Source organism: Telmatocola sphagniphila (assembly GCF_018398935.1).
Lineage (GTDB): Bacteria > Planctomycetota > Planctomycetia > Gemmatales > Gemmataceae > Telmatocola > Telmatocola sphagniphila.
This window is the reverse complement of the sequence record NZ_CP074694.1, coordinates 4,629,210-4,641,896: the sequence shown is the minus strand read 5'-3', so window position 1 is coordinate 4,641,896 and position 12,687 is coordinate 4,629,210. Positions and strand designations below refer to the sequence as shown.

At 55.8% G+C, this 12,687-nt stretch carries 19 protein-coding genes; 17 read left to right on the top strand and 2 right to left on the bottom strand.

From position 1 onward, the window contains the following. Positions 1-5 precede the first annotated feature (5 nt). From rplV to KIH39_RS18540, 17 genes are all read left to right on the top strand, one after another. A complete protein-coding gene (gene rplV / locus KIH39_RS18620) occupies positions 6-347 on the top strand; it encodes a 50S ribosomal protein L22 (protein ID WP_213494733.1) in 342 nt (113 codons plus the stop codon). A gap of 26 nt (positions 348-373) precedes the next feature. Continuing rightward, complete coding sequence (gene rpsC / locus KIH39_RS18615) at positions 374-1,075, top strand: 30S ribosomal protein S3 (RefSeq protein ID WP_213494732.1); 702 nt, start codon at positions 374-376, stop codon at positions 1,073-1,075. Continuing rightward, positions 1,014-1,430, top strand: a complete 417-nt coding sequence (gene rplP / locus KIH39_RS18610) for a 50S ribosomal protein L16 (protein WP_213494731.1) — start codon at positions 1,014-1,016, stop codon at positions 1,428-1,430. Before rpsC ends, rplP begins: the two co-directional genes overlap by 62 nt. Positions 1,431-1,508: 78 nt before the next feature. Beyond that, complete coding sequence (gene rpmC, locus KIH39_RS18605; RefSeq protein WP_213494730.1) at positions 1,509-1,724, top strand: 50S ribosomal protein L29; 216 nt, start codon at positions 1,509-1,511, stop codon at positions 1,722-1,724. Beyond that, on the top strand, positions 1,724-2,041 hold the full coding sequence (gene rpsQ, locus KIH39_RS18600; protein WP_213494729.1) for a 30S ribosomal protein S17: 318 nt from the start codon (positions 1,724-1,726) through the stop codon (positions 2,039-2,041). The genes rpmC and rpsQ overlap by 1 nt, the downstream gene beginning before the upstream one ends. Positions 2,042-2,117: 76 nt before the next feature. Continuing rightward, complete coding sequence (gene rplN / locus KIH39_RS18595; RefSeq protein ID WP_213494728.1) at positions 2,118-2,483, top strand: 50S ribosomal protein L14; 366 nt, start codon at positions 2,118-2,120, stop codon at positions 2,481-2,483. Positions 2,484-2,542: 59 nt separating this feature from the next. Continuing rightward, the gene (gene rplE / locus KIH39_RS18590) at positions 2,543-3,085 is read left to right on the top strand and encodes a 50S ribosomal protein L5 (RefSeq protein WP_213494727.1); all 543 of its coding nucleotides are present in this window, start codon (positions 2,543-2,545) and stop codon (positions 3,083-3,085) included. Positions 3,086-3,279: 194 nt separating this feature from the next. Next, positions 3,280-3,432 carry a type Z 30S ribosomal protein S14 gene (locus KIH39_RS26665; RefSeq protein WP_246539718.1) on the top strand — a complete coding sequence of 51 codons (153 nt, stop codon included), beginning with the start codon at positions 3,280-3,282 and terminating at the stop codon, positions 3,430-3,432. 15 nt (positions 3,433-3,447) lie between these two features. Continuing rightward, a complete protein-coding gene (rpsH, locus tag KIH39_RS18580; protein WP_213494725.1) occupies positions 3,448-3,891 on the top strand; it encodes a 30S ribosomal protein S8 in 444 nt (147 codons plus the stop codon). Positions 3,892-3,941: 50 nt separating this feature from the next. Continuing rightward, complete coding sequence (gene rplF / locus KIH39_RS18575) at positions 3,942-4,505, top strand: 50S ribosomal protein L6 (RefSeq protein WP_213494724.1); 564 nt, start codon at positions 3,942-3,944, stop codon at positions 4,503-4,505. Between the two features lie 61 nt (positions 4,506-4,566). Beyond that, positions 4,567-4,923 (top strand): 50S ribosomal protein L18, encoded by a 357-nt coding sequence (gene rplR, locus KIH39_RS18570; protein WP_213494723.1) that lies wholly within the window; start codon positions 4,567-4,569, stop codon positions 4,921-4,923. A 121-nt stretch (positions 4,924-5,044) separates the two neighbouring features. After that, positions 5,045-5,560, top strand: coding sequence for a 30S ribosomal protein S5 (gene rpsE / locus KIH39_RS18565; protein WP_213494722.1), 516 nt, complete (start codon positions 5,045-5,047; stop codon positions 5,558-5,560). After that, complete coding sequence (gene rplO / locus KIH39_RS18560) at positions 5,560-6,063, top strand: 50S ribosomal protein L15 (RefSeq protein WP_213494721.1); 504 nt, start codon at positions 5,560-5,562, stop codon at positions 6,061-6,063. Before rpsE ends, rplO begins: the two co-directional genes overlap by 1 nt. 121 nt (positions 6,064-6,184) lie before the next feature. Continuing rightward, the gene (gene secY, locus KIH39_RS18555; protein WP_213494720.1) at positions 6,185-7,558 is read left to right on the top strand and encodes a preprotein translocase subunit SecY; all 1,374 of its coding nucleotides are present in this window, start codon (positions 6,185-6,187) and stop codon (positions 7,556-7,558) included. A 110-nt stretch (positions 7,559-7,668) separates the two neighbouring features. Then, positions 7,669-8,331: an adenylate kinase gene (locus KIH39_RS18550; protein ID WP_213494719.1), complete on the top strand. Its 663-nt coding sequence runs from the start codon at positions 7,669-7,671 to the stop codon at positions 8,329-8,331. 22 nt (positions 8,332-8,353) lie between these two features. After that, positions 8,354-9,217: a type I methionyl aminopeptidase gene (map, locus tag KIH39_RS18545; RefSeq protein WP_246539339.1), complete on the top strand. Its 864-nt coding sequence runs from the start codon at positions 8,354-8,356 to the stop codon at positions 9,215-9,217. 18 nt (positions 9,218-9,235) lie between these two features. Beyond that, entirely contained in the window at positions 9,236-10,342 is a 1,107-nt protein-coding gene (locus KIH39_RS18540) for a CinA family protein (protein WP_213494718.1), read from the top strand. Between the two features lie 1,175 nt (positions 10,343-11,517). On the opposite strand, the gene KIH39_RS18535 is transcribed toward KIH39_RS18540, so the two are convergent. Continuing rightward, the gene (locus KIH39_RS18535; protein ID WP_213494717.1) at positions 11,518-11,673 is read right to left on the bottom strand and encodes a hypothetical protein; all 156 of its coding nucleotides are present in this window, start codon (positions 11,671-11,673) and stop codon (positions 11,518-11,520) included. A gap of 101 nt (positions 11,674-11,774) precedes the next feature. Further along, positions 11,775-12,665, bottom strand: coding sequence for an alpha/beta hydrolase fold domain-containing protein (locus tag KIH39_RS18530; protein WP_213494716.1), 891 nt, complete (start codon positions 12,663-12,665; stop codon positions 11,775-11,777). Positions 12,666-12,687: the final 22 nt, after the last annotated feature.

Genomic DNA, 12,687 nt, shown 5'->3' with positions numbered 1-12,687 from the left:
GAACTATGAACTACAAAGCCATACATCGCTTCGCGGATATGACTCCCCGAAAGATTCGTCCGTTCGCGGACATGATTCGCGGCAAATCCGCCGATGAAGCGCTGCAATCGCTGAAGTTTCTCCCGAACCGGGGAGCTCGGCTGTTGGAACAGGTCCTCAAGAGTGCGCTGGGTAATGCCAGCGACCGCGGGGCCCGCGATGTGGAAGATCTGGTCGTGAGCGAATCTCGCGTGGATGGCGCCCCGACTTTCAAGCGAATGATGCCGCGTTCCCGCGGTAGTGCGAACATGATTCTGCGGCGGATGGCTCACATCCACATTACATTGTCGGATGAAGCCGAGAGCTAGACGGAAACAGGGAGCAAGAGGGTAATATGGGTCAGAAAGTTCGACCAACCGGGTTCCGCGTCGGTGTGATGACGAGCTGGTCCAGCCAGTGGTTCGCCAGCAAGAAAGATTTTTCGGACTTGCTGGTCGAAGACTTCAAGATCCGCAAGTACATCAAGAAGCGGTTCGGCCGGTCCGGCATCGCTCGCGTGACCATCGAACGGACGCGCGAGAAAGTCGTGATCAACATCTTCTCCTCGCGAGTGGGTGTGATCATCGGCAAGAAGGGCGCCGAAATCGACAAGCTGACGACCGAACTGGAAAAACTGATCCATCGTCACGTGGAAGTGAAGACGATGGAAGTGAATCGTCCGGAAACCGATCCGCAGTTGATCGCCGAGGAAATCGCCGAGCAACTGGAAAAGCGGGCGAGCTTCCGACGGACGATGAAACAGGCGATCGGCAAAGCGATGGAAGGCGGCGCCAAAGGCGTTCGACTCCAGCTTTCCGGCCGACTGGGTGGTGCTGAAATGGCCCGCTGCGAAAAAGCCATGGAAGGGAGCATCCCTCTCTCCATGCTGCGAGCCCGAGTGGAATATGGTTTTGCCGAAGCTTCGACGGCCCAGGGGAATATCGGCATCAAAGTGTGGGTTAACAACGGCGACTATTTGACTGAGGAGACTACCGATGCCGCTAATGCCCAAACGCGTAAAGTATCGAAAAAGCCAGCGCGGTCGCGTCAAGGGTAACGCCTGTCGCGGCAACACCGTGAGCCACGGCGACTTCGGTCTGCAGGTTCTCGAGGGTGGCTGGCTGAGCGCCGAAGCGATTGAAGCGGGCCGCGTTACTGCGGCCCAGTTCACCCGCGGCGAAGGTCGACTTTACATTCGCGTTTTTCCGCATAAATCCGTGACGGCCATCCCCGCCGAAACCCGTATGGGTAAGGGCAAAGGGGAGCCGGAGTACTGGGCCTGCGTGGTGAAGCCTGGCATGATTCTGTTCGAGATCGGCGGTCTCCCCGAGAGCGCCGCGAAAGAATGCCTGGCCCGCGTGGCCTACAAAATGCCTTTCCGGTGTCGATTCATCGGCCGGCAGGCGAGCTAATACTGTGACCCGCCGCCTGTCGGCGGTGTTTTTTTCGAGTGGCCGCCTCCGAATGAGGCTGCAACGGGATTGGATAACATGAAGGCTCCTAAACCGAGCGAACTCCGGGCGATGACTGATGAACAGTTGACGCTGACGATTCGCGACCTGGAAAAATCGCTGTTCCAGCTCCGCTTCCAATCAGCCACCGACCGATTGGAAACTCCGAGTGAAATACGAAATCACAAGCGGCAGATTGCCCGCATCAAGACCGTACAACGGCAGCGCGAACTGGCTAAGGAGAACGCGAAATAATGTCTGAGACTACTGCCACTCCCGAACGTAATGCCCGCCGGACCCTCGTCGGCGTGGTCACCCGCGACAAAATGAATAAGACTCGGCGCGTCGAAATTCAGCGCCTGGACAAGCATCCCCGGTACGGCAAGTACATCAAGCGCCGTACCGTCTGCTACGTCCACGATGAAGCCAATGAATCGCATACCGGCGATACCGTGGAGATCATGGAAAGCCGACCGCTCTCCAAGCTGAAATCCTGGCGACTGGTTCGCGTAGTTATCAAGGCTCCGACCAAGGTGACCATCACCCCCGCCGATACGACCAAGGTACTGTAAGCCGCTGACCCGGCGGACGATTGAAAAATAAAGCGATCCCGTCGGTTCGATACCGACTCCATCGCATGAGGTTGACATGATTCAGATGTACACATACGTGGACGTGGCCGACAACACCGGTGCCAAGGAATGCATGTGCATTAAGGTACTCGGCGGTACCGGCCGACGCTACGCCGGCATCGGCGATGTCATCGTCGCCAGCGTGAAAAAGGCGATTCCCGGCGGCGATGTGAAGCCCGGCGATGTCGTCAAGGCCGTGGTCGTTCGCACCAAGAAGAGCACCCGTCGCGACGATGGAACTTACGTTCGCTTCGACCGCAACGCCATCGTGCTGCTGGATAACGATTTGAATCCCCGGGGCACCCGTATTTTCGGGGCCATCGCTCGTGAACTGCGAGCGAGTTTCAACAAGATTGTCAGTATGGCTCAGGAAGTCGTCTGATCTAGCGTAATTCGCTTTTTGGTCTTCGGTCGGACATCGAAGACCTGGGAGAAAGCTCAATGGCTCGGTTGCAGGAACGTTACACCAAAGAGATCGCTTCCGAACTTTCCAAAAAGTTCGGTCGCCAGAATATTCTGAGTCTGCCGCGGCTCCAGAAGATCGTCCTGAACATGGGGGTGGGAAAAGCCCTTCAGGATAAGAATCGCATGCAGCAGGCCGCCGAGCAGCTGACCCTGATCTCCGGTCAGAAAGTCCAGATCACCAAAGCTAAAAAGGCCGTCAGCGCCTTCCGCCTCCGCGAAGGTTACGAAATCGGCTGCCGCGTCACCCTGCGGGGCAAGCGGATGTACGAATTCCTGGATCGACTGGTCAACATCGCCCTGCCGCGAATTCGCGACTTCCGCGGTGTGAACCCCAAGAGCTTCGACGGCAACGGCAACTATTCGATCGGCGTTTCCGAACAGGCCATCTTCCCGGAAATCGACCCCGACAAGCTGAACTTCAGCCAGGGGATGGATATCACCTTCGTCACCAGCACCCGCAGTGATGAAGAAGCCCGCGAACTGCTCCGACTGTTCGGCATGCCGTTCCGGGAAGTCTAATATCAGCCCCCGCTTTCTCGGAAGCGGGCCGAGTGTGGAATTTACTGCCCTTCGGATTGCCGATGGGATTACAGGGATAGAAATCGATGTCAACAAATTCCAAAGAAGCGAAGTTTCGCCGCGAATTGAAAGCGTTGGAACTGCACCGCGCCGAAATGGCCAAACCGGCCGATCAGCGCGACAAGCATAAGGTGATGGAAGGCCGCGAACTGATTCGGGTTCGCCTTCGCTGCAAACTGTGCGGTCGGCCCCGCGCGGTGTATCGGAAGTTCGGTATCTGTCGCATCTGTCTGCGGAACATGGCCAGCGATGGTTTGATCCCGGGTATGCGTAAGGCCAGTTGGTAAGAGGAGCAAACAGCCATGATGACCGATCCGATAGCCGATATGCTGACCCGAATTCGTAATGCGAATTCCATCGAACGTCCCGCGGCCGAAATGCCCGGCACCAAGCTGAAAGCCGCCATCGCGCAGGTTTTGAAGCACGAAGGATTCATCCTCGATTACCAGCTGGGCACCTACGTCGTTAAAGACGGCCACAAGGAATTCACCCCCGGCGCCACCTTCAGCGACCCCAAGGTCGTTCTCCGCGTCTTCCTGAAGTATGGCCCCGAAGGCGAAAAAGTGATTCGTCACATCGCCCGCAGCAGCAAGCCCGGCCGCCGTTACTATAAAGGCGCCCGCAGCCTGACCCGCGTGCTCGATGGACTGGGTATCTCCATTCTCAGCACCAGCAAGGGTGTGCTGAGCGATCGCCAGGCCCGCGCTCAAGGCGTCGGCGGCGAAGTCATTTGCAACGTTTGGTGATTTATTAACTTCCCCCGGATCGCCCCCCAAGGGAACAGGAGTAGTTTGAAATGTCTCGTATTGGAAAACAGCCGATCGTCGTTCCAGCCGATGTCAAAGTGGGCATCAAGGACGGTCTGGTTTCGGTCGAAGGCAAGAAGGGCAAGCTGGAATTCCAGCACCACCCCAACATCAAAGTCGCCTTCGATGCGGCCGCCAAGTCGATTCTGGTCACCCGACCCGACGACGAACGACTCAATCGATCGCTGCACGGCCTGACCCGGTCCCTAGTCGCCAACATGGTTAAAGGCGTTTCGACCGGCTTCGAAAAGAAGCTGAAGATCGAAGGCTTGGGTTATCAGGCCCGCATCGTCGACAAGAAATCGATCGAACTTTCGGTCGGCTTCGCCAACAAAATCTTGTTGACGCCTCCGGAAGGAGTGACCGTCACTCTGCCGGATCCCAAGGACCCGACCGTGATTCTGGTCGCGGGTTCCGATAAGCAGAAAGTCGGACAGTTCGCCGCCGAGATCCGGGCTTCCCGTAAACCTGAACCTTACAAGGGTAAAGGTATCCGGTACGATAACGAAGTGGTTCGTCGCAAGGAAGGCAAGTCCTTTGCCAGCGGCGGTTAATCTATATCCGAAATGAAATACCCGCGGTTGCAGTCGTGGGCTAACTGAGTGAAGCGAAAATATGGACGCTCAACGTCGTAAACAGCATCGGTCGATCCGCCGTAAGCAGCACGTTCGCAAGAAAGTGCAGGGCACTCCGGAACGACCCCGTCTGAGCGTGTTTCGATCCGCGAAACACATTTATGCTCAGCTGATCGATGATTTGAATGGTCTGACTCTGGCATCGGCCAGCACCGCCGGCAAGAGCAAGCCCTACGGTGGCAACGTCAAGGCCGCAACCGAAGTCGGTAAGGCTCTGGCCGCCGCCGCGACCGCCAAGGGAATTCAGGTCTGTGCGTTTGATCGCGGTCCTTACCGCTATCACGGCCGCTTGAAAGCTCTGGCCGAAGCGGCCCGCGAAGGTGGCCTGAAGTTTTAATTCTGCGGGCGGCCTTCCGGGGCTACCCGCTACGAAAGATTGTCAACTAAACCGGGCTAGGGGCCAACAACCGCTCTTAACCTGCTCAGTGCACGAATAAGTTTCTTGAGGGTTCAGTAATATGGCTCGTGAACGCGGAGAAGGCCGGGACGGCGGTCGCAATGAAGTCCAACTCAAGGACTTCGTGGTCAAGATCCGCCGTTGCGCAACCGTTGTGAAGGGGGGCCGACGCTTCAGCTTCGCCGCTCTGGTCGTCGTCGGCGATGAAAGCGGTCGCGTTTTTTACGGTTACGGCAAGGCCAACGAAGTGCCTCCTTCGGTCGAAAAGGCTTTGAAGGAAGCTCAGGAAAATCTCCGCCGTCAGAAGAAAGTGGCCATGCGGGGTCAGACCATCCCTCACCGGGTGGTCGGTCGCTACGGCGCTTCCCGAGTGATTCTGGTTCCCGCGGGTCCGGGTACCGGGGTTAAAGCGGGTCCAGGCGTTCGCGAAGTCCTCCAGGCTTGCGGCATTCGCAACATTCTTACCAAAACGCACGGCAGCACGAACCCGCTGAACCTGGTGAAAGCCACCATTCGCGGCCTGCAAGCTCTGCGAACCCGTGAAGATGTGGCCCGTCTCCGAGGAGTGGAACTGTAATGGATCTCACAAACGTACACGCAGGCACGCAAAAGCGAAAGCTGAAGAAGCGAGTAGGACGCGGTGTCGGCTCGGGTCAGGGTAAAACCGCCGGTCGCGGCCACAAAGGTCAATACGCCAGCGCCGGAGCCCGGCTGCCCGGTATCACCTTCGTCGGGGGTCAAACCCCGTTGTTCCGACGCGTTCCCAAACGCGGTTTCAACAACGCTCGCTTCCGCGCCACGGCCAACGTCGTCAACGTCGGCGACCTGGACATCGTCTACAATGACGGCGATGTCGTGACCGCCGAATCGCTTCGCGAAAATGGTCTGGCGACAAGAACGCGAGAACATGTCCGTATTCTGGGTGATGGGGAACTCACCAAGAAGCTGACCATTCGGGCCAACTACTTCTCCAAGTCCGCTTTGGAGAAGATTCAGGCCAAGGGTGGCACGGCCGATTTGATCCCCCTGCCGAAAAAACCGGTTCGCAATAAGATGAAACCGAAGAAGGCGAAGGATTAATTCGCCCGACCTCGAAAAGGGATTAATGAACCGGAAGCGAAGGTGACGGAAAGCAATTTCGCGTCGCTGACGCTTCCGCTTGTGTTTTCGGATTGCCGGATTTCGCACCAAGGAAGTATCGATGGGTAAGCTGCTCACCATCTTCAAGATTCCGGAACTGTCGCGGAAGATCATGATCACCGCGCTGTTTCTGATCATCTATCGCATCGGCTACTGCATCCCCCTGCCGATGATCGATCAGGTCAAACTCGCCCAGCGGGCCGCCGAATCGAACTCCCCCCTGTCGCAGGTCCTCGGCTTCGTCTCGATGTTCTCCGGCGGTAACCTCAGCAACGCCTGCATCTTCGCCCTCGGCATCATGCCGTATATCTCCGCCTCGATTATCCTTCAGCTCCTCTCGGCTTCGGGACTCTCGCCTTACCTCGAGAAGCTTCGCAAGGAGCCCAATGGCCAGAAAAAGATCAACGAATATACCCGTTATCTGACGGTGCCGATCACAATTATCCAGGCCATGCTTCTGGTCCACTCTTTCGTGGGCGGCAACGCCGCGCTCTTCTCGCCTATAGAGGGTTATGCGGACGGGGTGAACTTCTACTGGTTTGGCTTCGCGGCCGTTACTACCATGACGGCCGGGACGCTGTTCCTGATGTGGCTGGGCGAACAGATCGATGAGTACGGGATCGGTAACGGTATCAGCTTGATCATCATGGCCGGTATCGTCGCCCGCATTCCCGATGCCATCCGCTCGCTGGCCTGGGATTCCTCCAAGGGGGGCCTGAAAGAAAGCCTGTTCACCCTGGGCAGCCCGACCGGGGATGTCAGCTTCGAAAAATTAATTCTGCTCATGGTGCTGTTTGTGGCCGTGATCGTCGGTGTGATCGCCATTACCAAAGCCCAGCGACGCATTCCGACCCAGTCGGCCAAGCACGTTCGCGGTCGCCGGGTCTTCGGTGGTACACGCCAGTTTCTGCCTTTGAAAGTCAATCAGGCCGGTGTGATGCCGGTTATCTTCGCCTCGAGCCTTCTGGTCATTCCCAGCGTATTCTTCAACATTCTGAAGAATGCTGGAGTCGATTGGGCGGGCGAAATGGCTCAAAACTTCCAGCGGAACTCCGGTTGGGTTTACAACATCTGCTACGTCGGCATGATTTACTTCTTCTGCTACTTCTGGACCGCCATCACTTTCAACCCGAAGGAAATGGCCGCTAACCTGAAGGATCACGGCAGCTTCATCCAGGGCTACCGGCCCGGACGCAGCACTTCCGAATATCTGGAAAAAGTGCTGATGAGAATCACCTACGTCGGGGCGGCCTTCCTCGCCGTGATCGCCATCATCCCGACGATTATCTCCTCCGAATTGGGCGTCGATTATCGCATCGCCAGCTTCTTCGGGGGAACCGGTCTGCTGATCGTCGTCAGCGTGGTGCTCGATCTGATTTCCAAGATTAACAGCCATCTGGTTATGCGGAACTACCCCGGTCTGACCGAAGATTGATTAAAAGATTAAGACTTGCCCGACCAACTTTGGCGCATATGAAATTACGGTGTAGGCGAGGCTGATTTTAGCCTCGCTTTTTGCTTCCTGTCAGGTTTGGGCACGCTCCCATGAGATTGGTACTCGTTGGTCCTCCGGGAAGCGGTAAAGGTACCCAGGCCGAATTGCTAACCGATAGACTGAAACTGCGTTATATCGGTACCGGCGACATTCTTCGCGACGCCATTCGACGCGGTACAGACGCGGGAAAACTGGCAGAACCCTTTATCAAAGTGGGGAATCTGGTCCCCGATGCGGTCGTGAACGATCTGGTGAAGGAACTGTTCGAATCGCCCGATGCGCCCAGAGATTTCGTGCTCGACGGTTACCCGCGCACGCGGGCTCAGGCCATCGCGTTCGACGCGCTTTCCAAAAAGCACCACGTGCAACTCGATGCGGTTCTGAATTTCAAAATCGACGACGAGGAAGTGGTTTCGCGCATCGGCGGCCGGCGGATCTGCTCCAATCCCGCTTGTCAGGCCCCGTACCATATAACAGCCCGGCCGCCGCGCAAGCCCGGCATCTGCGATCGCTGCGGTTCTCCGCTGACGATTCGCTCGGACGACAAGGAAGAGACCATCCGTGCCCGCCTGCGGGTGTTTCACCAGAATACCGACACCCTGCTGGAGTATTACGAAAAACTCGGCCTGTTGAAAAACGTTCCGACCACTGGCGAAGTCGAGGAGATCTACGCGGATATCCTGAAGCAGCTTCCCAAAACTTCCAGTTCATAGTCGCGGAAATTGAGTAACGACCGTGGAACACCGTTCGAACCCCAAATTTCAGCCCATTCTGAAGACCGACCAGGAAATCGGTCTGATGAAGGAAGCCGGCAAAGTGGTGGCCCAGGCGCTGCGCATTTGCCGAGGTCTGGCTAAGCCGGGCACCAAGACCATCGAGATCGACAAAGCGGTCGAAGAACATTTCGCGAAGCACGGCGCGATTCCGCTGTTCAAAGGCTACCCCGGCCAGAACGATAGCATGCCGCCGTTCCCCGCCGTCACCTGCCTGTCGGTTAATGAGCAGGTCGTTCACGGTATCCCCAGCCAGCGCATTCTGAAAGAAGGGGATATCATCAAGATCGACACCGCCTGCAAACTCAATGGCTGGTGTGCCGATGCCGCGATTACCCTTCCCATCGGGCAGATCCGAAGCGAACGAGCCCGGTTGATCAAAGTCGCCGAAGGCGCGCTGCTCCTGGCCATCAAGGAAATGGGCCGACGGCGCTGGTGGTCCGAAGTTTCCATGCGGATGGAAAGTTATGTGAAAGAACAGGGCTTCGAAGTCGTGCAGCAATTCGTCGGCCACGGCATCGGCAAAGTCATGCACGAAAATCCGCAGGTTCCTAACTACTGCAGCCGGGATTTCGTGAAGAAAAACGACTTCAAGCTCGAGCCGGGTCTGGTATTGGCCGTCGAGCCGATGGTGAACATGGGCCGCTTTGACGTTGATATCCTCGGCGACAAATGGACGGTCGTCACCAAAGACGGCATGCCCAGCGCTCACGTCGAGCACACGGTCGCTATCACCGAGCGAGGAGTTGAAGTCATTACTATCGATGACGATCCGACGCCCGCCGGGATCGACATCAGTTCCGTCTATCAGACCACCTCCGCCTGATTTCCGCGGAGGCGATGAATGATTCCCTCCGAAATTATTTCGAAAATCCATAGCCTCGCTTATCCGGGCGTCCTCGCCATCACAGGCGGCGGCGCGAACGCAATCTCGCAACTTCTCACGGTGCCCGGCGCTTCCCAAACCATCCTCGAAGCGATAGTTCCTTATTCGGAAAATGCCCTGAACCGCTGGCTGGGTCATCCGCCGGAGCAATACTGCAGCGCCGGCACGGCCCGGGCCATGGCCGAGCGCGCTCTGCAAAAAGCCCGGCTCTATCAGCCCCACGAACATAACTGGGGACTGGGTTGCACCGCCAGCCTGGCCACCTCCCGGCCCAAACTGGGTGAGCATCGTTTTTTCCTGGCGATCAAAAAGGGTGGCATTGTTCGGGAATATTCTGCCGTGCTGCAAAAAGGGGCGCGAGACCGTGCGGGAGAAGAAGAGTTACTCGCTCAAATCATCCTGCAGGCGCTACTGGAAGCGTTCGATCAGCCGGAGCGTTTGGCAATTGATTTTCGAGAGGCCGAAGTCCTTCACTCTTCAAGCGATTCGCTACAGCGTCTGCCCGCCGGTTGGTATCTTCAGGATCTCGATGGTCGGATTCGTCAGGAAGTGCCGACTCCCAAGGTGTTGTTTCCCGGTTCATTTCGGCCGTTGCATGCCGGGCATCGAAAGCTGGCGGATTTGGCGAAACAACGTCTGGGCCAGGCCGTCTATTTTGAGTTGAGCCGGGCCAATGTCGATAAACCATCGCTCAGCGAGAGTGAGATTCGTCATCGATTAAAACAGTTTGAAGGCTATGCACCGGTGCTGGTGACCGAGGCACCGACATTTCTGGAGAAAGGCCGGTTGTTTCCGGGCACTGTTTTTGTGGTCGGGGCCGACACGGCGGTGAGAATCATCGACCCGCGCTATTATGGGGATGATTCCAGTCAAAGAGATGCGGCCCTGGATGAACTCTTGGCCTTGCGTAATTCGTTTCTGGTGGCGGGTCGTTGCGATGCGGAGGGCCGTTTTGTCGATCTCGATCAGATCGGTGTGGATCTCCGTCACCGGTCGCTGTTTACGGGGTTGTTGGAATCGGAGTTCCGATTCGATATCTCGTCGACGAGTATTCGGGGTGGGTGAAGAATTTTGTGTTCGGCTTTGGGGCGGCTGTCATTCCAAAATCAAAAATGCATTTTAACCACAGAGAACACCGAGGACACCGAGAGAATCTGTATGCGGGAGGGATCGCTTGAGAGGTGTTGAAAATGCGAGGCATTTTCAACGGAGAGCAGTGAGGGAGTAGCAGTCTAAGAAGCCTTGTATTTCTCTGTGCTCTCTGTGTGCTCTGCGGTTAATTGTTTTTCGAGAGAACTTGAACCGCAGATTCTGGCGAGATCGCAAAGGAGCGAGGAAATCGGAGTCAGTTTTCAGGTTCGGTTCTGGTAGCAATTTATCAATTAAGACACAAGCATTTTAACCGCAGAGAACACCGAGGACACCGAGAGAATCTGTATGCGGGAGGGATCGCTTGAGAGGTGTTGAAAATGCGAAGCATTTTCAACGGAGAGCAGTGAGGGAGTAGCAGTCTAGGAAGGCCTGTATTTCTCTGTGCTCTCTGTGTGCTCTGCGGTTAATTGTTTTTAGAGAGAACATGAACCGCAGATTCTGGCGAGATCGCAGAGGAGTGAGGAAATCGGAGTCAGTTTTCAGGCTCGATTCAGTTATCTAATTTTCAATTAAGACAAAAGCATTTTAACCGCAGAGAACACCGAGGACACCGAGAGAATCTGTATGCGGGAGGGATCGCTTGAGAGGTGTTGAAAATGCGAGGCATTTTCAACGGAGCGCAGTGAGGGGGTAGCAGTCTAAGAAGCCTTGTATTTCTCTGTGCTCTCTGTGTGCTCTGCGGTTAATTGTTTTTAGAGAGAACTTGAACCGCAGATTCTGGCGAGATCGCAGAGGAGTGAGGAAATCGGAGCCAGTCTTGAGGCTCGGTTCTGGTAGCAATTTTTTCAATTCAAACAAAAGCATTTTAACCGCAGAGAACACCGAGGACACCGAGGGAATCTGTTTGCGGGAGGGATCGCTTGAGAGGTGTTGAAAATGCGAAGCATTTTCAACGGAGAGCAGTGAGGGAGTAGCAGTCTAGTAGGCCTTGTATTTCTCTGCGCTCTCTGTGTGCTCTGCGGTTAATTGTTTTAGAAAACATGAACCGTAGAGCACACCGAGAGCATTGATATCTTCTAGGCCAGTCCCCAGCCTTGCAGGATCTGGTACCCACCTACGCTTTATTTGTCTCGCTCGATCCAATACACCTACTTATGCCCCCGAGCCGTGAACTCCTCGACAAGTCGATTCGCCTCCACTTTGGCTAAATCTTCTTGAACGATGAACTTGTTGCCGTGGTCGTCGATCCTCCAGACTGTCCAATTATCAAGTGGGGTTCCGGGATCGTTATCAATCTCCACCATCACTGGTCATCCACTGAGTTCCATTTTTGAAAGCTTGGCTTTCCAAAAGTGGGACGATAATGCAATTCCCTCTCTATTGTTGATAAAAGCATGCTGCAAAGCTAAGCACCGTTCGAATTCACAATCGCCACGATCTGCTGCAAAGCATTCTGCGATTCCGGCAGGTTCAGCATCATCCAATCGTGAATCATTTTCGGATACTCCCGATAGTTCAGCGATGCACCGGCGAGATCCGCGAGATTTCGCAGCTTCCGGCAATCGGGCAGCATTATATCGTGCGTTCCCACGAATAAATGAATCGGGCAAAGCCCGCGTAAATCTCCATAGATCGGACTGATCGAGGGATCAGTGGGATCATCCTCCTGCGCATAGCGCTGGCCGGCCACGATGCAAGCCTTCAGACCCAGATAAGGATCGTTCTGGGCCACACCTGGGATATCCGGATTGGTCATCGTCACGTCCAACCAGGGCGATAACAAGATCAAATCTTTCGGTTGGTCCAGTCCTTTATCCCGGGCTTTCATCATCAGGGCCAGAGCCAGTCCACCCCCCGAAGAATCCCCCATCACAATCAGATTTTCAGACCCCACTTCGCGCAGCAACTCTTCGTAAATTGGCTGCACCATGGCGAAGATATCCCGGCTACTACTCTTCGGCGCCAGCGGAGTATCCGGGGCGGTCACGGAACAGTTCGCGGCAGTTATCAGTCGATCCACGAATTGCCACTGAACTGGCAGAAAGCCATTGAAGTAGGCGCCGCCGTGCAGATAGAGAACGTGCCGAGAGGCTATCTGGTCGCGTGGCTGGATCGTATAAACAGGACGGCCCTGTAAAGAATACTCGCTGAGTTCGTGCCGGCGTCGCAGACCTCCCAGCGGTTTACAATTGGTGGAAATATAGGGATACAGCTTCTCGAAAAAATGATTCCCCAAGCGGTTGACCTGAAGCATTCGCAACAGGGAATCGACAATCCGTGCAGAGAGACTTGCCATCGGTATACCTCCGTGTCCGGGC

Bases quoted from the DNA above. Each gene is read 5' to 3' on its own strand.
- rplV (WP_213494733.1), top strand. From the start codon at position 6: ATGAACTACAAAGCCATACATCGCTTCGCGGATATGACTCCCCGAAAG.
- rpsC (WP_213494732.1), top strand. From the start codon at position 374: ATGGGTCAGAAAGTTCGACCAACCGGGTTCCGCGTCGGTGTGATGACG.
- rplP (WP_213494731.1), top strand. From the start codon at position 1,014: ATGCCGCTAATGCCCAAACGCGTAAAGTATCGAAAAAGCCAGCGCGGT.
- rpmC (WP_213494730.1), top strand. From the start codon at position 1,509: ATGAAGGCTCCTAAACCGAGCGAACTCCGGGCGATGACTGATGAACAG.
- rpsQ (WP_213494729.1), top strand. From the start codon at position 1,724: ATGTCTGAGACTACTGCCACTCCCGAACGTAATGCCCGCCGGACCCTC.
- rplN (WP_213494728.1), top strand. From the start codon at position 2,118: ATGATTCAGATGTACACATACGTGGACGTGGCCGACAACACCGGTGCC.
- rplE (WP_213494727.1), top strand. From the start codon at position 2,543: ATGGCTCGGTTGCAGGAACGTTACACCAAAGAGATCGCTTCCGAACTT.
- KIH39_RS26665 (WP_246539718.1), top strand. From the start codon at position 3,280: ATGGAAGGCCGCGAACTGATTCGGGTTCGCCTTCGCTGCAAACTGTGC.
- rpsH (WP_213494725.1), top strand. From the start codon at position 3,448: ATGATGACCGATCCGATAGCCGATATGCTGACCCGAATTCGTAATGCG.
- rplF (WP_213494724.1), top strand. From the start codon at position 3,942: ATGTCTCGTATTGGAAAACAGCCGATCGTCGTTCCAGCCGATGTCAAA.
- rplR (WP_213494723.1), top strand. From the start codon at position 4,567: ATGGACGCTCAACGTCGTAAACAGCATCGGTCGATCCGCCGTAAGCAG.
- rpsE (WP_213494722.1), top strand. From the start codon at position 5,045: ATGGCTCGTGAACGCGGAGAAGGCCGGGACGGCGGTCGCAATGAAGTC.
- rplO (WP_213494721.1), top strand. From the start codon at position 5,560: ATGGATCTCACAAACGTACACGCAGGCACGCAAAAGCGAAAGCTGAAG.
- secY (WP_213494720.1), top strand. From the start codon at position 6,185: ATGGGTAAGCTGCTCACCATCTTCAAGATTCCGGAACTGTCGCGGAAG.
- KIH39_RS18550 (WP_213494719.1), top strand. From the start codon at position 7,669: ATGAGATTGGTACTCGTTGGTCCTCCGGGAAGCGGTAAAGGTACCCAG.
- KIH39_RS18540 (WP_213494718.1), top strand. From the start codon at position 9,236: ATGATTCCCTCCGAAATTATTTCGAAAATCCATAGCCTCGCTTATCCG.
- KIH39_RS18535 (WP_213494717.1), bottom strand. From the start codon at position 11,673: ATGGTGGAGATTGATAACGATCCCGGAACCCCACTTGATAATTGGACA.
- KIH39_RS18530 (WP_213494716.1), bottom strand. From the start codon at position 12,665: ATGGCAAGTCTCTCTGCACGGATTGTCGATTCCCTGTTGCGAATGCTT.